15 protein-coding genes are annotated in these 19,059 nt (G+C 59.2%); 12 read left to right on the top strand and 3 right to left on the bottom strand.

Going from position 1 to position 19,059, the window contains the following annotated elements; translation table 11 throughout:
- The first annotated feature begins 74 nt into the window (after window positions 1–74).
- The 10 genes from bamA (at window position 75) to HUS57_RS07270 (ending at window position 13,349) form a co-directional block, all read left to right on the top strand.
- Window positions 75–2,447 carry an outer membrane protein assembly factor BamA gene (gene bamA, locus HUS57_RS07225; protein ID WP_173932174.1) on the top strand — a complete coding sequence of 791 codons (2,373 nt, stop codon included), beginning with the start codon at window positions 75–77 and terminating at the stop codon, window positions 2,445–2,447.
- Window positions 2,448–2,498: 51 nt separating this feature from the next.
- A complete protein-coding gene (gene lpxD / locus HUS57_RS07230) occupies window positions 2,499–3,557 on the top strand; it encodes a UDP-3-O-(3-hydroxymyristoyl)glucosamine N-acyltransferase (RefSeq protein WP_173932175.1) in 1,059 nt (352 codons plus the stop codon).
- Window positions 3,550–4,020, top strand: coding sequence for a 3-hydroxyacyl-ACP dehydratase FabZ (gene fabZ / locus HUS57_RS07235; protein ID WP_173932176.1), 471 nt, complete (start codon window positions 3,550–3,552; stop codon window positions 4,018–4,020). The genes lpxD and fabZ overlap by 8 nt, the downstream gene beginning before the upstream one ends.
- Before the next feature lie 6 nt (window positions 4,021–4,026).
- The gene (gene lpxA / locus HUS57_RS07240; RefSeq protein ID WP_173932177.1) at window positions 4,027–4,860 is read left to right on the top strand and encodes an acyl-ACP--UDP-N-acetylglucosamine O-acyltransferase; all 834 of its coding nucleotides are present in this window, start codon (window positions 4,027–4,029) and stop codon (window positions 4,858–4,860) included.
- Window positions 4,844–5,737, top strand: coding sequence for a UDP-2,3-diacylglucosamine diphosphatase LpxI (gene lpxI, locus HUS57_RS07245; protein WP_173932178.1), 894 nt, complete (start codon window positions 4,844–4,846; stop codon window positions 5,735–5,737). Before lpxA ends, lpxI begins: the two co-directional genes overlap by 17 nt.
- The gene (gene lpxB / locus HUS57_RS07250) at window positions 5,734–6,903 is read left to right on the top strand and encodes a lipid-A-disaccharide synthase (RefSeq protein WP_173932179.1); all 1,170 of its coding nucleotides are present in this window, start codon (window positions 5,734–5,736) and stop codon (window positions 6,901–6,903) included. Before lpxI ends, lpxB begins: the two co-directional genes overlap by 4 nt.
- Before the next feature lie 201 nt (window positions 6,904–7,104).
- On the top strand, window positions 7,105–10,026 hold the full coding sequence (gene uvrA, locus HUS57_RS07255) for an excinuclease ABC subunit UvrA (RefSeq protein WP_173932180.1): 2,922 nt from the start codon (window positions 7,105–7,107) through the stop codon (window positions 10,024–10,026).
- A 5-nt stretch (window positions 10,027–10,031) separates the two neighbouring features.
- Window positions 10,032–10,835, top strand: a complete 804-nt coding sequence (locus tag HUS57_RS07260; RefSeq protein WP_173932181.1) for a DUF72 domain-containing protein — start codon at window positions 10,032–10,034, stop codon at window positions 10,833–10,835.
- A gap of 653 nt (window positions 10,836–11,488) precedes the next feature.
- A complete protein-coding gene (locus HUS57_RS07265) occupies window positions 11,489–11,971 on the top strand; it encodes a single-stranded DNA-binding protein (protein WP_173932182.1) in 483 nt (160 codons plus the stop codon).
- Between the two features lie 985 nt (window positions 11,972–12,956).
- On the top strand, window positions 12,957–13,349 hold the full coding sequence (locus HUS57_RS07270) for a DUF4168 domain-containing protein (RefSeq protein ID WP_173932183.1): 393 nt from the start codon (window positions 12,957–12,959) through the stop codon (window positions 13,347–13,349).
- Between the two features lie 172 nt (window positions 13,350–13,521).
- Here the strand turns inward: HUS57_RS07270 and HUS57_RS07275 are convergent, their stop codons facing one another.
- Window positions 13,522–14,151 (bottom strand): MarC family protein, encoded by a 630-nt coding sequence (locus HUS57_RS07275; RefSeq protein ID WP_173932184.1) that lies wholly within the window; start codon window positions 14,149–14,151, stop codon window positions 13,522–13,524.
- A 241-nt stretch (window positions 14,152–14,392) separates the two neighbouring features.
- Complete coding sequence (locus HUS57_RS07280; RefSeq protein WP_173932185.1) at window positions 14,393–14,857, bottom strand: DUF1801 domain-containing protein; 465 nt, start codon at window positions 14,855–14,857, stop codon at window positions 14,393–14,395.
- 355 nt (window positions 14,858–15,212) lie between these two features.
- On the opposite strand from HUS57_RS07280, the gene gyrA reads away from it, so the two are divergent.
- The gene (gyrA, locus tag HUS57_RS07285; protein WP_173932186.1) at window positions 15,213–17,990 is read left to right on the top strand and encodes a DNA gyrase subunit A; all 2,778 of its coding nucleotides are present in this window, start codon (window positions 15,213–15,215) and stop codon (window positions 17,988–17,990) included.
- Window positions 17,991–18,019: 29 nt separating this feature from the next.
- Here the strand turns inward: gyrA and HUS57_RS18090 are convergent, their stop codons facing one another.
- Window positions 18,020–18,151: a hypothetical protein gene (locus HUS57_RS18090; protein ID WP_281409285.1), complete on the bottom strand. Its 132-nt coding sequence runs from the start codon at window positions 18,149–18,151 to the stop codon at window positions 18,020–18,022.
- Between the two features lie 402 nt (window positions 18,152–18,553).
- Here HUS57_RS18090 and coaD point away from each other — a divergent pair, with 402 nt between their 5' ends.
- Window positions 18,554–19,057, top strand: coding sequence for a pantetheine-phosphate adenylyltransferase (gene coaD, locus HUS57_RS07290; RefSeq protein ID WP_173932187.1), 504 nt, complete (start codon window positions 18,554–18,556; stop codon window positions 19,055–19,057).
- The last annotated feature ends 2 nt before the right edge of the window (window positions 19,058–19,059 follow it).

Here is a 19,059-nt window from a genome sequence, read left to right on the forward strand (position 1 = left end):
CGGGAGGGCTACTTGCCCGCAATGCTGGATTCTCTCGCGGTGGGGACAACGAGAATAGAAGGTTTTTTGGCCAAATGATGCCAGCTTTCAGATTGATGAGCGCTGTTTCGGCGGTAGCTCTTTCTGCCGGCCTTGTCGTGAGTGGAACGATGGTCGCGCAGTTGGCGACAGTTGCTCCGGCCGTGGCCGCAGTGGTCAATCGCATCGAGGTTCAGGGGAACCGACGCGTTGACGCCGACACCATACGGCAGCAGCTCGGCATCAGACCGGGCCAGAACTTCACCCAGGCTGACGTGAACGAGGCCGTGAAGCGGCTGTTTGATTCCGGGCTCTTTGCCGATGTTTCCATCAGGCAGGTGGGCAGCGCGCTGGTGGTGCAGGTTGACGAATACGCGATCGTCAATCAGGTGCTGTTCCAGGGCAACAGCAAGATCAAGGACGTGAACCTAGCCCAGGCTATTCAGCTTCAGCCCCGCCGCGCCTATTCTGCACAGCTCATGGAAAGCGATGCGGAGGCTATCCGCGAGGCATATCGCAGGATCGGCCGTGACGACGCGATGGTACAGGGGCGTGTTCAGGAGCTTTCCGACGGTCGGGTCAACGTTATCTTCGACATCCAGGAAGGGGACCGGACGAAGATCGCTTCCGTCAATTTCGTGGGCAACAGCGCATTTAGCGACAGGCGCCTGCGCGATGTCGTCTCAACCAAACCTTCGAACGTCCTTTCTTTCCTCCTGCGCAACGACATCTATGACGAAAATCGCCTGCGCGCTGATGAGGAGGCGCTGCGCCGCTTCTATTACGATCGCGGTTATGCCGATTTTCGTGTCATTTCCTCATCGGCGGAACTGATCGACAACAAGTACACGATCAACTTCACGGTCGAGGAGGGGCAACGCTATACTTTTGGCGATGTCAGCATCGAGTCGACCATTCCCGGAATCGACGTGTCTGGCTTGCAGTCGGCCTTGGAGACCCGGGAAGGCGCTGTCTATAGCGCCAAGAATGTCGAAGCAACGATTGTTGCGCTTACAGAAGAGCTGGCTGGATCGGGCTATGCCTTTGCCGAGGTCACTCCGCGCGGCAATCGGGATTTTGAGAGCCGGACGATCTCCGTGGTCTATTCCATCGACCAGGGTCCGCGCGCCTATGTCGAGCGGATAGAAATTCGTGGCAACAACCGCACGCGCGACTATGTCATTCGCCGCGAGTTCGATGTAAGCGAAGGCGATGCCTTCAATCAGGTGCTCATCCAGCGCGCCAAGCGGCGGCTGGAGCGGCTGCAGTTCTTTGAGGTCGTCAACATCGCCACCGTCCCGGGCTCGCAGCCCGACCAGGTCATCCTGGTGGTAGACGTGGTCGAAAAGCCGACGGGCGAATTTTCCATCGGTGCAGGTTACACCACGGGCGAGTCAGCGAGTGGCGGTGATGGTTTCTCGCTTGAAGGTTCGATCACGGAGCGTAACTTTCTCGGCCGGGGCCAGTTCATTCGCCTCTCGGCAGCCGGTGGCCGCGACTCGCGCGATTACACCTTCTCCTTCACCGAGCCCTATTTCCTTGGCAGGCGCATTTCGGCCGGCTTCGACATCTTCCGCAACAGCCGCAACTACTCCAATGCGGCGGCGCGGGACATATATGAGCGGGAGACAACCGGCGCGACCGTCCGGTTCGGCCTTCCGATTACCGAAGCGCTGTCGACTCAGCTCGCGTACCACTACACGCAGGAGAGGTATTCCTATGGTGATGGTGCGGAGGACTGTCCGGGCCCGATACCCGCATGTCCCATCTCTCCGATCATTCAGGATGCAATCGACGACGGGAAGTGGGTGAAGTCATCCGTCAGCGGAACCATCACCTACAACACGCTCGACAATTTCCAGGTACCGCGCGACGGCATTTACGCCACGCTGACCACGGAAGTCGCGGGCCTTGGCGGCGATGCGCAGTTCGTGAAGGTTTCGGGGCGGGCGAGCTACTACCACACGCTGTCGGAAGAGCTTGATCTTGTCGGCCTCGTCTCCGCCGGTGGTGGCCACATTGTCGCTTTTGGCGACGATCCGCTGCGGGTCTTCGATCATTTCCAAAGCAATGACCGGATCATCCGTGGCTTCAAGTATAACGGGATCGGCCCCTTCGATCCTGATACGGGTGATCATTTGGGCGGTACCACTTATCTCCACGCCTCGGCAGAGGCGCAGTTCCCGATGCCGATCCTTCCTGAGAGCCTCGGAATCCGTGGCGCCGTCTTTGCCGATGCAGGCACGCTCTATGGCAGCGATATCGATGTTGCGGCGGGCACAGATATGGAGTGGCGGGCGTCGGTGGGCGCGAGCCTGATCTGGCTATCGCCCTTCGGCCCGCTGCGGATCGACTACGCCGAACCTGTGGTCAAGGAAGCGTCTGACCGCATTCAGCACTGGAACTTCGGAATCTCGACCCGGTTCTAGCGTTTTGATATGTCCGGGCGGCTAAAAGGTTGCCCGGACGAGAAGGCATTCATGAAGGAACCGGACTTCTTTGCCCCCGCTCGCCTTTACAAGGTGACGGAGATTGCCGTCATGACTGGCGCGCGGTTGGTGAATGCCGATCACGGGGACCGTGTTGTTGGCCGGCTGGCATCTATCGCGGAAGGTGGGGCAGATGCCCTGGTTTTTGTTGAGGGGCGGCGCAATGCGCAACAGCTTGCCCGGGTGAAGGCGGCGGCTGTGCTTTGTCCGGAAGAGCTTGCAGAGATCGTCCCGGAACATCTTGCCATTCTTGCCACGCCGAAGCCGCAGGCCGCCTTTGCTGCGGTCGCGCGGATGCTTTATCCGGCTGCGCTTCGGCCACCGGCGGTGACGGGCGAAAGCGGTCTTTCGAGCCGCGCCTTCGTCTCCGAAGACGCGAAGCTCGAAGCGGGCGTGATCGTTGAGGCAGGAGCAGTTATTGGCGCGGGCGCCGTGATCGGGCACGGCACGATCATTGCTCCCAATGCAGTCGTAGGGGCAGGGTGCGTCATCGGGCGAGAGTGCTATATCGGCGCGAATGTGAGCCTGCAATATGCGGTACTGGGCAACCGCGTCATCATTCATCCTGGCACGCAGATAGGCCAGGATGGGTTCGGCTACCTTCCGGGGCCGAAAGGATTTGAGAAGAATCCTCAGATTGGCCGCGTCATCATCCAGGATGATGTGGAAATCGGTGCCAATACGACGGTCGACCGGGGCGCGTTGTCGGATACGGTGATCGGGGAAGGAACAAAGATCGATAACCTCGTTCAGATCGCCCATAATGTGCATATCGGCCGCGGTTGCATCATTGCGGGTCATTGCGGCCTCTCCGGCTCAGTGACGCTGGGCGATTATGTGATGCTGGGAGGGCGCGTGGGCATCGCAGACCACATCACCATCGGTGAACGCGCGCAATTGGCGGCTTCCAGTGGCGTCATGGATGATGTACCTGCCGGGGAACGCTGGGCCGGTTCCCCGGCCAAGCCGATCCGTCAGGCCTTCCGCGAGATCGCCGCACTGCGCAATCTCGTGGATGGAGCAAGGAAAGGAAGAAAGGCCGATGATTGAGGGCGCCTCGGCAACATTGGAGAGTATCGACATCCAGAGGCTACTGCGGCTGCTGCCGCACCGCTACCCATTCCTATTGGTCGACCGCATCATCAATGTCGACGGCGACAACTCCGCTGTTGGCATCAAGAATGTGACGATGAACGAACCGCACTTCATGGGCCATTTCCCGGAGCAACCGGTCATGCCCGGCGTCCTCATCGTGGAGGCAATGGCACAGACAGCGGGAGCCATCTGCCTTCATAATTCCAAGGAGGACCGGCCCTCTCTGGTCTATTTCATGACCATCGAGAATGCGAAGTTCCGAAAGCCGGTGGTACCGGGGGATCGCATGGAGATCCATGTGAAGAAGATGAAACAGCGCGGCACGATCTGGAAATTCGCCTGTGAGGCAACCGTCGATGGTGGAAAGGTGGCCGAGGCGGTGATTTCAGCAATGCTGTCGGTCGAGGAGCGGGATTGATGCGGCATGAGCGGTGAGACCGTCATTCATCCGTCAGCCGTTGTAGAAAAGGGCGCACAGCTTGGCGAGGGCGTCAGGATCGGGCCGTTCTGCCATGTCTCGTCCGAGGCCGTGATAGGCGACCGGGTCGAACTCATCAGCCATGTGACGGTACTTGGCTCAACTAGCCTTGGGGCTGACTGCCAAGTCTATCCGACCGCCATTCTCGGCGGTGCGCCACAGAACGTGAAGCACAAGGGAGGGGCGACAAAGCTTACGGTTGGAAGCGGGTGCGTCATACGCGAAGCCGTCACCATGCATCGGGGAACCGATGTCAGCCGTGGTGTGACGACGGTCGGAGATAATTGCCTCCTCATGGCATATAGCCACGTGGCGCATGATTGCGACGTCGGCAACAATGTGACGATGGCCAATTACGGCTGTCTGGGCGGCCATGTCGTACTCGGCGATCATGTCATCGTCTCCGGATTTGCCGCCGTGCACCAGTTCGTGCGGATCGGTCATCATGCATTCCTGGCAGGGTACGCGGCTGTTGTCGGCGATGTGATTCCTTATGGGATGGTAATGGGGGATCGCGCTAAGCTGCGCGGCCTCAACATTGTCGGCATGAAGCGGGCTGGCATCGGGCATTCGGAATTGCAGAAGGCGCGGCGCGCTTATGGCCAGCTCTTCTCGTCCGAGCGGACACTCGCCGAGAACATGGCTGTCGTGAGGCGGGATTTCTCCGACTGCGCCGTAGCGATGGACATTCTCGACTTCATGGGCGCCAGGGACAAACGTTCCTTTACCCTGCCGCCAGCGGGACGGCCCGCGGATGAGGGCGATGACGCCGCCGAGTGAGCGTTGCGCTTCCTTTAAGATTGCCTCTGGCGACCGTATCGCCATTGTGGCTGGCAGCGGGCTCCTTCCCACCAGCGTGATCGAGGAGCTTGTGAGGTCAGGCCATCGTCCACTGGTGGTCTCCATCGAGGGAGAGGCGGAATTCTCCGAGGATTCTTCCCGATACGATTTTCTGCAGGTGCCCGCTGAAGCTCTTGGAAAGCTTCCGCCGCTGCTGAAGCGCAGGGGCGTCACTCATCTTGTCCTTGCGGGCGGAGTTTCGAGGCGGCCGCCGATCAGGAAGCTTCATTTCAGTCCAAGGGTCCTCCTTTATCTGCCGAGGCTGCTCGCGGGATATGCACTGGGCGATGATGGCCTCTTGCGGGCCATGGTTGCCTTTGTTCAGTCCTACGGTATCCAGGTGGTGGGTGCGCACGAGATTGCACCGGATGTGCTGGCGCCGGAAGGTCTCTTGACGAAAGCCCGTCCCACACGTCCGGACGAAAGGGACATTGCCGCGGCTCTCGATGCCGCCCGCATGCTCGGACGTTTGGATATAGGCCAGGGAGCGATAGCCGTGGGCGGGCGTACGGTCGCGCTTGAGGATATCGACGGCACCGATGGGCTTCTTGCACGCATGAAGGTGCTTCGCACCCATGGCCGGCTTGCAGGCAAGAAGAGGGGGGTACTGCTGAAATGCGCCAAGCCCGGGCAGGAGCTTCGCACGGACTTGCCAACGATCGGTCCAAGGACGGTGAGCGACGCTTACGAGGCCGGCCTTGCGGGCATTGCGGTCGAGGCAGGCCGCAGCTTCATTCTGGACCGCGCCGAGACTGTCCGTCGCGCGGATGAGCACGGTCTGTTCATTCTCGGATTCCCGCAGGGGAGGGGTATGTGAACAGCAAGGCGCCCTTGCGTATAGCCGTCATAGCAGGCGAAGAATCGGGCGACCTTCTCGGGGCCGATTTGATCGACGCCCTCAGAAAACAGAGTCGCCGCCCGGTGGAACTGATCGGTGTCGGCGGGCGCAATCTCACGGCCTTGGGTTTGGACGCGCTTTTCGATGCCGATGAGATAGCGATTATGGGCCTTTCTGCAGTCATCCGCGACCTGCCACGCCTCATGCGGCGCATTGGGCAGACGGCGGAGGCGATCGCTTCGGCCAGGCCTGACTGCCTGATCACCATAGACAGTCCGGATTTCGGTCTGCGCGTTGCCCGGAAGGTGAGGGCGGCTGCTCCTTCCATTCCCATCGTGCACTATGTCTGCCCGAGTGTGTGGGCATGGAGGCCGGGACGCGCCGCAGCCATGCGCCCCTATGTGGACCATATTCTTTGCCTGCTGCCATTCGAGCCTGCCGAGCTTGCGCGCCTGGGCGGCCCACCCGGCAGCTTTGTCGGACACCGGCTTACTACAGACTCCGGCCTTCAGGCGGCTGCGCGGGCGCAGCTTGAGCGTACGCGTACCTCAGACGGCCCAAAAAATCTCCTTCTTTTACCCGGATCGCGCAGGGGCGAGGTTAGCCGCCTCCTGGAGCCCTTTGGCGAGACGGTGCGAAAGCTCAAGGCGGTAGGACAGGATTTCGATCTTTTCGTTCCCACGACCCCGAATGTGGCAGCGCTGATCGAAACTGCTTCCGCGGACTGGCCGGTGAAGCCAGAGATCATCCTCGACGCCAAGCGCAAGTGGCGCGCCTTTGGCAAGGCGGATGCAGCGCTTGCGTGTTCCGGAACGGTCACGCTGGAACTGGCGCTGGCACGTGTCCCCTTCGCAAGTTGTTACCGGGCGGATCTTCTCGGTGCGGCGGTGGGATCGCTTCTGATCAAGGTCTGGTCTGCCTCATTGCCAAATCTTATTGCCGGCTGGCCGGTGGTCCCGGAATTCTTCAACACCTATGTTCGCCCTGAATATCTGGCTCGCCTGATGCCGAAGCTCTGGTCGGATACGCCCACAAGACGGGCCCAGCTGGCCGGTTTTGCCGACGTAGCCGAGGCCCTTACCACGCCAGCGCCCTCGGGCGAGCTTGCGGCAGAGATCATTCTGCGGCAAATCGGCCAGAGCTAGGAGAACGGCGAGGCAGGAGGCTGTTCGTTCTTTGTTCCTTTTTCGCTTGCTCCGGACTGCAAAAGCTGAAAAAGAGGTTTTGTCTACGAAAGCTGGCGGAAAGATGCGGCTAAGCCATCGAAATGTGCAGCACATTTCCTACATGTGGCTTGGCCGGTGCGCTCGCCGGCCTGTTCCATTTGTGACAAGGCAGCGCGGGGCATGCCCGAAAATAAGTTGATCTCCATACGCGGCGCGCGCGAGCACAATCTGAAGAATGTCGATCTTGACCTGCCGCGGGAAAAGCTGATCGTCATGACCGGTCTTTCGGGGTCCGGTAAATCATCGCTCGCTTTCGACACGATCTATGCAGAGGGCCAGCGCCGTTATGTCGAGAGCCTGTCGGCATACGCTCGGCAGTTTTTGGAGATGATGCAGAAGCCCGATGTCGACCAGATCGACGGGCTGTCGCCAGCCATCTCCATCGAGCAGAAGACGACGTCGAAGAACCCGCGGTCGACAGTGGGTACCGTTACTGAGATCTACGATTACATGCGCCTGCTTTTTGCGCGTGTGGGAGTGCCCTATTCGCCCGCCACTGGGCTGCCCATCGAGAGCCAGACGGTCAGCCAGATGGTTGATCGCGTGCTGGCGTTGGAGGAAGGCACCCGTCTTTACATCATGGCCCCTATCGTGCGCGGGCGGAAGGGAGAGTACCGGAAGGAACTGGCCGAGCTTCAGAAGAAGGGCTTTCAGCGCGTTAAGGTGGACGGCCAGTTTTACGAGATTGCCGACGTTCCGCCGCTCGACAAGAAATACATGCACGACATCGACGTCGTGGTGGACCGCGTAGTTGTGCGGCAAGACATGAGCACCCGGCTTGCGGATTCGCTGGAGACCTGCCTGAAACTTTCGGACGGATTGGCGGTGGCCGAGTTCGCCGATAGACCCCTGCCGGAGGAGCAGACGGCCGGTGGCGGCAGCGCCAACAAATCCAAGAACGAGACGCATGAGCGGATCATTTTCTCGGAGAAGTTCGCCTGCCCTGTTTCCGGCTTCACCATCCCCGAGATCGAACCGAGGCTTTTTTCGTTCAACAACCCGGCGGGCGCGTGCCCGACCTGCGACGGCCTCGGCAGCCAGCGTGCTGTCGACCCCGACCTTGTTGTGCCCGATGAGAACGCAATCCTGCGCGAAGGCGCGGTTGCACCCTGGGCCAAGTCGACGTCACCTTACTACCTCCAGACGCTGGAGGCCTTGGGTAGGGAGTTCGGATTCAAGGTTGGGAACCGCTGGAAGGAGCTTTCTAGCGAGGCGAAGAATGCCATTCTTCACGGGACAGGCCAGAAGAAGATTGTCTTCGACTATGACGATGGCTTGCGCAGCTACCGCACCACAAAGACGTTTGAGGGCGTGGTGACCAATCTGCAAAGACGCTGGAAGGAAACGGACTCGGCGTGGATGCGGGAGGAGATCGAGCGCTACATGTCCTCCTATCCTTGCCCGGCCTGCAATGGCTATCGGTTGAAACCCGAGGCGCTGGCAGTCAAGATCGGCGGGCTTCACATCGGCGAGGTCACTGCCATGTCCATCCGTCAGGCGGGCGGTTGGTTCGGCGACCTGCCGAAGAGCCTCAACGAGAAGCAGAACGAGATCGCCTCGCGCATCCTGAAGGAGATTCGCGAAAGGCTGGATTTCCTCAACGATGTGGGGCTCGACTATCTGACGCTCTCGCGCAGTTCGGGCTCGCTCTCGGGGGGCGAGAGCCAGCGCATCAGGCTTGCCTCGCAGATCGGCTCCGGGCTTACCGGTGTACTCTACGTTCTCGACGAGCCCTCTATCGGGCTTCACCAGCGCGACAACGACCGGTTGCTCGCCACGTTGCGGCACCTGCGCGACCTCGGCAACACGGTCATCGTTGTCGAGCATGACGAGGATGCGATCCTGACAGCCGACCATGTCGTGGATATCGGCCCGGGAGCAGGTGTGCATGGCGGGCGGGTGATCGCTGGGGGTACGCCGCACGACATTATGGCGAACCCGGCGTCCATCACGGGCAAATATCTCACAGGCGAGCTTTCCATTCCCATGCCGGCAAAACGCCGCGAGATATCAACCAAGCGCCGGGTCCGCGTGGTAGGGGCCCGAAGCAACAATCTGAAGAATGTGACGGCCGATATCCCGCTGGGCACCTTCACGTGTGTCACTGGCGTGTCGGGGGGCGGCAAGTCCACCTTTCTCATCGAAACCCTCTACAAGGCTGCTTCGCGCCGCATCATGGGTTCGCGCGAACACCCCGCTGAGCATGACCGCATCGAGGGGCTGGAATTTCTCGACAAGGTCATTGATATCGACCAGAGCCCAATTGGGCGCACCCCCCGTTCGAACCCAGCAACCTATACCGGAGCCTTTACGCCTATCCGCGACTGGTTTGCCGGGCTGCCGGAAGCGAAAGCCAGGGGCTATCAGCCGGGCCGCTTCTCTTTCAACGTCAAGGGCGGGCGCTGCGAGGCCTGCCAGGGTGACGGCGTCATCAAGATCGAAATGCATTTTCTGCCCGATGTCTTTGTGACCTGCGACGTTTGCAAGGGGAAGCGCTACAACCGGGAAACGCTGGAGGTCCTCTTCAAGGGCAAGTCGATAGCTGATGTCCTGGAGATGACGGTGGATGAGGGCGTAGAGTTCTTCTCCGCGGTGCCTGCCGTGCGCGACAAGCTGACGACGCTCTCCCGCGTGGGCCTGGGGTACATCCATATTGGCCAGCAGGCGACCACGCTTTCTGGCGGTGAGGCGCAGCGCATCAAGCTGGCCAAGGAACTTTCGAAACGGGCTACTGGAAAAACCCTTTACATTCTCGACGAGCCGACCACGGGACTGCATTTCCATGATGTGGCAAAGCTTCTGGAGGTGCTGCATGAACTGGTGGATCAGGGCAACACCGTTGTGGTGATCGAGCACAATCTGGAGGTGATCAAGACGGCGGACTGGGTGCTTGATCTTGGACCCGAAGGCGGCGATGGCGGCGGAGAACTTGTCGTGGCCGGTTCCATAGAAGACGTGATTGCGGAGCCCAGGAGCTATACCGGGCACTTCCTGAAGGAGCTACTGCAGCGAAGGCCCGCAAGTCGGCAGGCGGCGGAGTAAGGTTCATGGCGGCGTCCGGTACCATTCGCGCGGGCATTGGCGGCTGGAGCTTCGAGCCCTGGGAGGGCACGTTCTATCCTGATGGCCTCGCCAGGACCCGACAGCTTAAATATGCAAGCCGGCAGCTACCCACCATCGAAATCAACGGCACCTATTACCGCAGCCAGAAGCCGGCCGTCTTCGCCAAATGGGCTTCGGAAGTGCCGGACGGTTTCGTCTTTGCCCTCAAGGGCAACCGCTTCGTCACCAATAGGCGCGTTCTTTCCGAAGCTGGGGAGTCGATCGAGAGGTTCTTGAATTCCGGCCTTGCAGAACTGGGTGACCGCCTCGGCCCCATCCTTTGGCAATTTGCACCGACCAAGAAATTCGATCCGGAGGATTTTGAATCCTTTCTCGAACTCCTCCCGAACAAGCTGGACGGGCTGCCTTTGCGCCATGTTGTGGAGGTGCGCCACCCATCGTTCGTTGTGCCGGAATTTCCCGCGTTGGCACGCACATTCGGCGTGGCCATCTGCTACGCGCATCATTCCTCCTATCCAGAGATACCGGATGTGACGGCCGATTTCATTTATGCGCGGCTGCAGCGGGGCGAGGATTCAATTCCCACCGCCTATACACCCGGCGATCTCGACCTTTGGGCGGGCCGCGCAAAGGTTTGGGCGGAGGGTGGCATGCCAGGCGATCTGCCGCTTGCCAACAAGATTGCGGCGATTGACAAGAGCCCGCGTGACGTCTTCGTCTATTTCATTCATGAGGGCAAGATCCGTGCGCCCCAGGCTGCTCAGGCGTTCATGGACCGGGTGCATTAGCGCAAAGCCGGGAAGGGGGCGATGCCGGCTTCCACTCCCGCTCTTGACGAATTGCCCGCACAGGCGCAGAATCCCGCTTGCATCGAGGACACGGTTCTCGATGACACTGGCGTAACAGCGAGGAGGGAGGCATGACTCCACCCGACTGTATAAGGAGGCTCCGGCGAAGGCATGGGGCCACAGCCGGTTCCGGACCGAAGCAGCTTCAATAAGACGTGTCCCCTGCGATGGCTTCTGCCATTCAATTGGACGCATGGGTACGGGACCTTAATCTCGGAAGCGTTTATGCCGGGCCGACTGAGTACATACGAAGTTCCTGAACGGGCACGCCGCCCGTATTACAGCCGGTAATTTGCTCCCGGCACAACAGCTTGGCCCTCGCGCGCCCAAGATGAAGCGGCGGCAGGGCCTCCAGTTCGTCCGCTTTCGCACGCGCACTGTCACCTTCGTTTCGACTTTGCGAGAAGGCGATTGAGATGGGCAAGCTTGCATGCAAGAACAAAAAACGAACAAATGAGCTGTGGACGGACCTTTGCTTTTGACCTTTGCAGCGAAGCGCCTAGTCCGCGCATAAGTTAAGGTTGTGGAAGATCGCGCGGGATTGTCGGCGTCTCAAGGTAAGCAGTGTCGTTTCGGTAAATTGGAGTGAAGTCATGGCGGGAAGCGTGAACAAGGTGATCTTGGTTGGTAATCTGGGGGCCGACCCGGAGGTCCGGCGCCTCAATTCGGGCGATCCGGTCGTCAATCTGCGGATTGCGACATCGGAGACTTGGCGCGACCGGAATACCGGCGAGCGGCGCGAGCGGACTGAATGGCACAATGTCGTCATCTTCAACGAAAATCTCGCCAAGGTGTCGGAGCAATATTTGAAGAAGGGGATGAAGGTTTATATCGAGGGTCAGCTGCAGACACGAAAGTGGCAGGACCAGCAGGGACAGGACCGCTATACCACGGAAGTGGTGCTGCAAAAGTACCGGGGCGAGTTGCAGATGCTCGATTCGCGCGGGCAGGGCGGCGAGAACCAGATGAGCTACGGCAGTGGCCGCGGTTCTGATTTCGGCCAATCAGGCCCGGCTGAAGGTTCTGGAGGTGGCGGAGGCTATTCGCGCGAACTGGACGACGAAATCCCGTTTTGAACGAAGGCACGAATGCTTGAAAGCGCCGGTATTGCCTTTCGCGTCGAAGCGTGGATCTCTACGCGCCCGTTACTCACAGGTGTGTTGGAATTCCCGAGGGGCCGAAGGCTGGTAGGCTGCAAAGCCGGAACTCGGGTTCACTTTCTTTGACCGGGAAATCTTTTTGGGAGCGGTGAAGAGGGCGGCCATAGCATCGGCTTGAACCAGGATCGGCTTTGGCAGGTAAGAATAGGCTTCACTGCTTATCCGCTTGCTGTCCGTTCGGATGAACGCGTAGCGCCGTTAGCGTATGCGCGGGGCTCCTCCGGCATGAGCAAAGAGCCGCGAGCAGTCCAGAAGATAGATACCGGGTTAATCGCAAAAAACAGGAGCCAGACGGGTCTGGAGCGTTTCCATGAAACGGCCCTGAACGACGTCAAGCAATGATTTTGTCAGCGCTAAGGGAGGATTTTGCAGCCGATCACGGTGATGGGCGCAGCAGGACAAAAGGATAGCCAGCGCACCCTGCGCCCGTCAAAGGTTTCTCGGCCAAGACAATCCTTTTAAGGCTGCAATGTTCAGGACCCGGCTGGTCTTGCGAGGCATCCTTTCTTGATCTGCCACAATCCGCCTGCGAATGCTGGCGGAAGGTTCATCCCAAGCATCGAACGTTGACACCCACAATGCACCAGTTGGCACCAGCAACAGGTCCGCGAATCACGTGGGTAGCACGGGTTCATGGACGCGGTATAAGCCAGCCTGCGCACTGGGCCAGAACCAATTAAATGCTGGAGGACTGTGTTCGCAATCGGGCATGGCAAGCCCGCCTATCTCAGGATTTCTTTCGGCGGTTAAGCGTAAATGATGCGGCCTTTGCCGCTTTCACATTTCTGTCGCCCCATTCCTCCTCCAGCGTCCGCACTGCTGTCCGGTTGAGTATCGGGCAGCAGTTGCCGCAGTTCGGATGTCCGGACTGCATATTTGAAGCAGAAGAATGAGGAACGTTATGATCCTGAACCATTCGAAGCGCCTGGTCGTGGCCGCAGGCCTGTTTGCCGGCATTGCCTTTGTACCTGCTGCGCTCGCCCAGGATGCAGGCCAACCTGTCGAGCCGGCTGTCGAAGCACCGGCAATCACCGATGAGAAGCTGCAATCCTTCGCGGCTGCTTTCGTCGAGGTGGAGGCAATCAAGCAGCAGTATACCCAGCGGCTGCAGAGCGCCGCCTCCGAAACTGCGCAGCAGGAGATCCAGAACGAGGCAGGCCAGAAGATGCTTGAAGCAGTGGAGGCGACCGATGGCATTTCTCTAGAAGAGTATAATCAGATCATCACCTCTGCTCAGTCTGACCCTGCCTTTGCCCAGAAGCTCACAGACGCCATTGGGAAGGTGAGCGAGTAAGCCAATTTGAACGGTACCGGAAGAAGGAGGCGCGCCGTAAAGCCACGAATGGCGCGGAAGGTGCGCCTCTACCGATGGTCCTTATGTGAATGCGGATACAAAAAACAGGACAAGTAGGCTTCCTGCCGCTTTTGGACATTACCCTTCAGTGGAAGTACGGGGCGTGTCACCGTCACCCGGAAACCAGCGCCTTCGCTCCGTCGGAGACAAACTGAACGGCCAGGGCGGCGAGGATGACGCCAAGCAGGCGGGTGAGGATCGTGCGTCCGGTCTCACCCAGAAAGCGGTCGATACGTTCGGCCAGAAAGAAGACAAGATAGGTGATGGCGATCACTAGCGCGATGATTGCCATCAAGGCCGTTCGCCCCGCAAGGCCAGAAAGGCTTCCCGAAAGCAGCACCGTCGCGGAAATTGCGCCGGGTCCGGCGATCAGCGGGATCGCCAGGGGAAAGGCGGCGGTGTTGCGGATCATGTCGCTGGTGATAGCGCGCTCCGCGCTTTTCTCGTGCCGCTCCTGACGACGCTCGAAAATCATCTCGAAAGCGATGAAAAAGAGAAGCAGGCCGCCGGCAACCCGGAAGGCCGGGAGGGTAATGCCGAACATGGTGAGGATGAAGTTCCCGGCAAGCGCAAACAGGATGAGTGTCGCCAAGGAGATCAGGCTTGCGCGCACCGCCACCTGTTTGCGCTCGCCGCGATTCATGCCGGCGGTCAGCGCCAGGAACAGCGGCGCAAGCCCTGGCGGATCCACCGTCACCAGCAGCGTGACAAAGGCGTTCAGTAATGTATCGAAGTGCTGCATTGCTTATCCGGCCCGCCTATGAGGCAGCGCCAGCGGAAGACTGCCTGTGGATCAGGCTGCAAGGCGGCCTGTGCAACATAACGGCGACAGTCATCTTCCAGTGTTCTCCATGTCGCTCTTTCGTGAATGTGCTTTCAGGCTAGCACAAAGGAACAATGGTGATGAAGCTGCCCGCAATGCCGGTAAGTGGCGGAAGGCTTCTGCTTGTTCCTCGCCTTCAGACGCGGAAGGTGCGGCCTTCTCACAACTTCTCGCCGGGCAGCTTGCTTGCCTGTTCCACCCAGTCAGCAAATTGCGCTTCGTCGAGCTGATTCTCGTAGATATCGAGATAACGCACATCCTTGTGCTTGGATGGTCTGGGCGGGACAGGGTGCAGCGACGCACCGCGGAAGAAGGATACCTTGATGTAGTTAGTGAAGCAGTGGAGGCTTAAGAACCAGCCTTGCCCCTCGACTCCGTAAAGCGGGGAGTTCCATTTGACGGCCTTACTGACGTTGGGAACCGTACGCTCGATGATGGCGTCGATCCGTCGGCCGACATCACTCTTCCAGCCCGGCATCGCGGCAATATAGGCCTGAACGGGAGCGTCCCCGTAGCCTTTTGGAATCTGCGGATTGCCGCCGGAAAGAAGAACTGGTCCCTCCTTCGTATTGGCAGCAGCGTTGCTCTTGCTCCTGCCGCTCCTTGCAGTTGTCTTCGCAGCCATGGCTTGACCTCAAGACTATTCTTTGCGCGCCGCGCAATACCATCACTCATGTAGCACAGCCAGCGAAGGACGAAACCCATTTGGTTCATGTGCAGGCGCTACAACGAACGTCCCACTTTCAAGATAGCTGGCGATCGAGGACCGGGAATCCGGCAGGTTGCGGTGCCGCTTCCGCCACAATTTTTCCGAATAGGGTCGTGCAGTGATGGCTTTTGATGCTGCAAGTGCGAAGAGGCGAATTATCCCATTGAAATTAACGTGGTTTCTGTTGTCAAAATTGTCCCTATGCATTTGGAGTTGTCGCCGGGTTTCCTATATAAGAAGCGTATGATTCTCTTAAGCAACGTGAGCCGTTTTGACTGACCAGACGACGCCGCCTGAAGCTGCGGGACCAGGCGATATACAACCGATCTCCATCATTGAGGAAATGCAGGAGTCCTACCTCGCTTACGCCATGAGCGTAATCGTGAGCAGGGCCCTGCCGGATGTGCGTGACGGGCTGAAGCCCGTTCACCGGCGCATTCTCTACGCTTCCCACGAGAGCGGTTATCACTGGAACCGCAAATACGTAAAATCTGCACGGCCCGTTGCCGATGTAATGGGTAACTATCACCCGCATGGTGACGCTGCCATCTACGATGCGCTGGTGCGCATGGCGCAGGACTGGTCCATGCGCCTGCCGCTGATTGATGGTCAGGGCAATTTCGGTTCCATTGACGGCGATCCGCCGGCGGCCATGCGATACACGGAAGCGCGCCTTACGAAGGTGGCGCATGAGCTTCTGGAGGATATCGACAAGGAGACCGTCAACTGGCGTGAGACCTATGACGGCGCGAAGCTGGAGCCGGAGGTGCTGCCGGCTCGTTTTCCCAACCTGCTCGTCAATGGTTCGGGCGGTATCGCCGTCGGCATGGCAACCAATATCCCGCCGCACAACCTTTCTGAGGTGATTGATGGCTGCATCGCGCTGATCGACAACCCGGCGATGCAACTCTCTGAATTGATGGAGCTGATCCCAGGGCCGGACTTCCCCACCGGCGGCATTATCCTCGGTCGCTCAGGCATCCATAGCGCTTATTCAACCGGCCGCGGCTCCATCATCATGCGCGGCAAGGCGGAGATTGAGCAGATCCGCGGTGAGCGGGAAGCGATCATCATCACGGAAGTGCCTTACCAGGTGAACAAGGCGCAGATGATCGAAAAGATGGCCGAACTGGTGCGCGACAAGCGCATCGAAGGCATCGCCGATATTCGCGATGAGAGCGACCGCCAGGGCTACCGCGTTGTGGTGGAACTGAAGCGCGACGCCAATGCCGATGTGGTCCTAAACCAGCTTTACCGCTTCACGCCGCTTCAGACCTCCTTCGGCGCCAATGTGGTGGCGCTGAACGGCGGCAAGCCGGAGCAGATGACCCTGCTCGACATGTTGAAGGCCTTCATCGCGTTCCGCGAGGAGGTGGTCAGCCGCAGGACGAAATACCTGCTGCGCAAGGTGCGGGAGCGCGCGCATGTGCTGGTCGGTCTTGCCATCGCCGTTGCCAATATTGACGAGGTGATACGGCTGATCCGACATGCGCCCGACCCGCAAACAGCGCGCGAGCAGTTGATGGAACGTCGGTGGCCGGCGCAGGACGTGGAAGCCTTGATCACGCTGATCGCCGATCCAAGGCACACGATAAACGATGACGGCACCTACAATCTGTCCGAAGAGCAGGCCCGCGCCATTCTTGACTTGCGTTTGCAAAGGCTGACCGCACTCGGACGGGACGAAATTGCCGACGAACTGAACAAGATCGGTTTGGAAATCGAGGACTATCTCGGCATCCTGTCCTCGCGCGCGCGCATTCTCGGCATCGTTAAGGACGAACTGACTGCTGTGCATGACGAGTTCGGCACACCTCGCCGCACCCAGATCACTGACGGCGGCGCTGAGATGGAGGACGAAGACCTCATCCCGCGCGAGGACATGGTCGTTACCGTCACCCACAAGGGCTACATCAAGCGGGTGCCGCTTTCGATCTATCGGGCGCAGGCACGGGGCGGCAAAGGCCGCTCCGGCATGGCGACCAAGGACGAGGATTTCGTCACCCGGCTATTCGTGGCTAATACCCATACGCCGATCCTGTTTTTCTCTTCGCGCGGTATTGTCTACAAGGAAAAGGTTTGGCGTCTGCCCGTCGGTTCGCCGCAGTCGGTCGGCAAGTTCCTGCGCAATATGCTACCGCTGGAAGAAGGCGAGCGCATCACATCGATCATGCCACTGCCAGAGGATGAGGAAAGCTGGGATTCGCTCCATGTGATGTTCGCTACGACCCGCGGCACCGTCCGGCGCAATAAGCTGTCGGATTTTGTGCAGGTGAACCGCAACGGCAAGATCGCCATGAAGCTCGAAGAGGAGGGTGACGAGATCCTCGACGTCTACACCTGTACCGAGGATGATGACGTTCTCCTTACCACGGCTGCGGGACAGTGCATCCGTTTTCCTGTTACCGATGTGCGTGTCTTTGCCGGACGCAATTCGATAGGCGTCCGGGGCATCAATCTCGTTAGTGGAGACCGGGTTATCTCAATGGCTATCCTCGGCCATGTGGGGGCGACGCCTGCCGAGCGGGCAGCGTATCTCAAGCAGGCGGCGGCCGAGCGGCGGCTCGCCAATGGGGGTGACGAGGAAGAAATTGCTCTCACCAACGAGGATGTGGGCGAGGAGACGGTGCTTTCCCAAGAGCGCTACGAGGAATTGAAGGCGCGCGAGCAACTCGTGCTGACCGTTAGCGAATATGGGTACGGCAAGCGTTCCTCTTCCTACGATTTCCGCGTGATTGGTCGTGGCGGAAAAGGAATTCGGGCGACCGACGTTTCCAAGCGCGATGAAATCGGAGCCCTCGTTGCCGCCTTCCCCGTGGCATCGGACGATCAGATCATGCTTGTTAGTAATGGCGGGCAGGTTATTCGCGTGCCGGTGGCCGGGATCCGTATCGCAAGCCGCGCCACTAAGGGCGTGACCATCTTCAACACGGCGGAAGGTGAACGCGTAGTTTCGGTTGAGCGGATTTCTGAACCGCAGAACGGCGAAGAAAGCGAAATCGGAGAAGGTGTTGAACCGGGTCAGGACAAGGAGGGCAGCGGCTCTTAGTTCAAGGAGCCGCTGCCTCCCGGCGGGCGCTACTTATGCAATGGACGGTTTTTGTGAGCGCGATTTTTCAGCTTAATGCGCTGCGTCTCCTCATGCAGACTTAAGGCGGTTGCGATGAGCATGGCTAAGGTCATGGCGGCTGCGAGGGTGAATATCAGCATTGCTTTTGCCTCCTTACGGCGCCATGGTCACGCGCGGCGCTGTTCTGGCATCGTGCTTCGTTCCGGTCCGTTGCGATGCTAGCTTTGTAACGAACGAAGGCATCTTTGGTTTCATCGCTCGAACCCGTCTTGCAGCCGCAACTCTTGCAAGGACGCAGTCAATACTTGCTGAACGGAATGTTCAGGTTTCATTCATGGGATCGGGGTGCCAATGTCCTTGTTTTTGCCCTGCGGATGTGGCTTCGTCGCCCTTCGGAATACGGAGTTTTTTATGCTCGGTCATGGGCCGCTTTCATTCACCGGCGCCCGCTTCAACATCGTTGTGGTGCAAAGGGTCAGTCGTCGGATTCCTCGTTGAGAGCGTGATCAGTATCCGTTCGCGAAGGGTAGGGAGTAGAAAGGATGACAAAGCGTAGCGCCTTTTATGCCGGCTCTTTTGATCCGCTGACCAATGGTCATGTGGATGTTCTGCGTGGCGCTCTGACCCTCGCTGATACGGTCGTGGTAGGAATAGGCATCCATCCGGGTAAAAAGCCACTTTTCTCCTTCGATGAGCGGGTATCACTGATCGAGCAGTGGGGAGCCGCTGAATTGGGTGAAGATGCCAGACGCATTACTATCGTGTCCTTCGACAATCTGGTTGTCGATGCCGCTCGCGCTCACGGGGCTTCTATCATGATACGTGGGCTGCGCGATGGAACGGATCTTGACTACGAAATGCAAATGGCGGGCATGAACGAAACCATGGCTCCCGACCTGCAAACGGTTTTTCTGCCGGCAAGCCCTTCCGTCCGCACCATTACTGCCACACTCGTGCGCCAGATCGCTTCCATGGGCGGGGACATCACGCCCTTTGTGCCTGCACAGGTAGCAGAGGCGCTAGTAGTCAAGTTTGCCCGCCAGTAAAT

Source organism: Chelativorans sp. Marseille-P2723 (assembly GCF_902809845.1).
Taxonomy (GTDB): domain Bacteria; phylum Pseudomonadota; class Alphaproteobacteria; order Rhizobiales; family Rhizobiaceae; genus Chelativorans.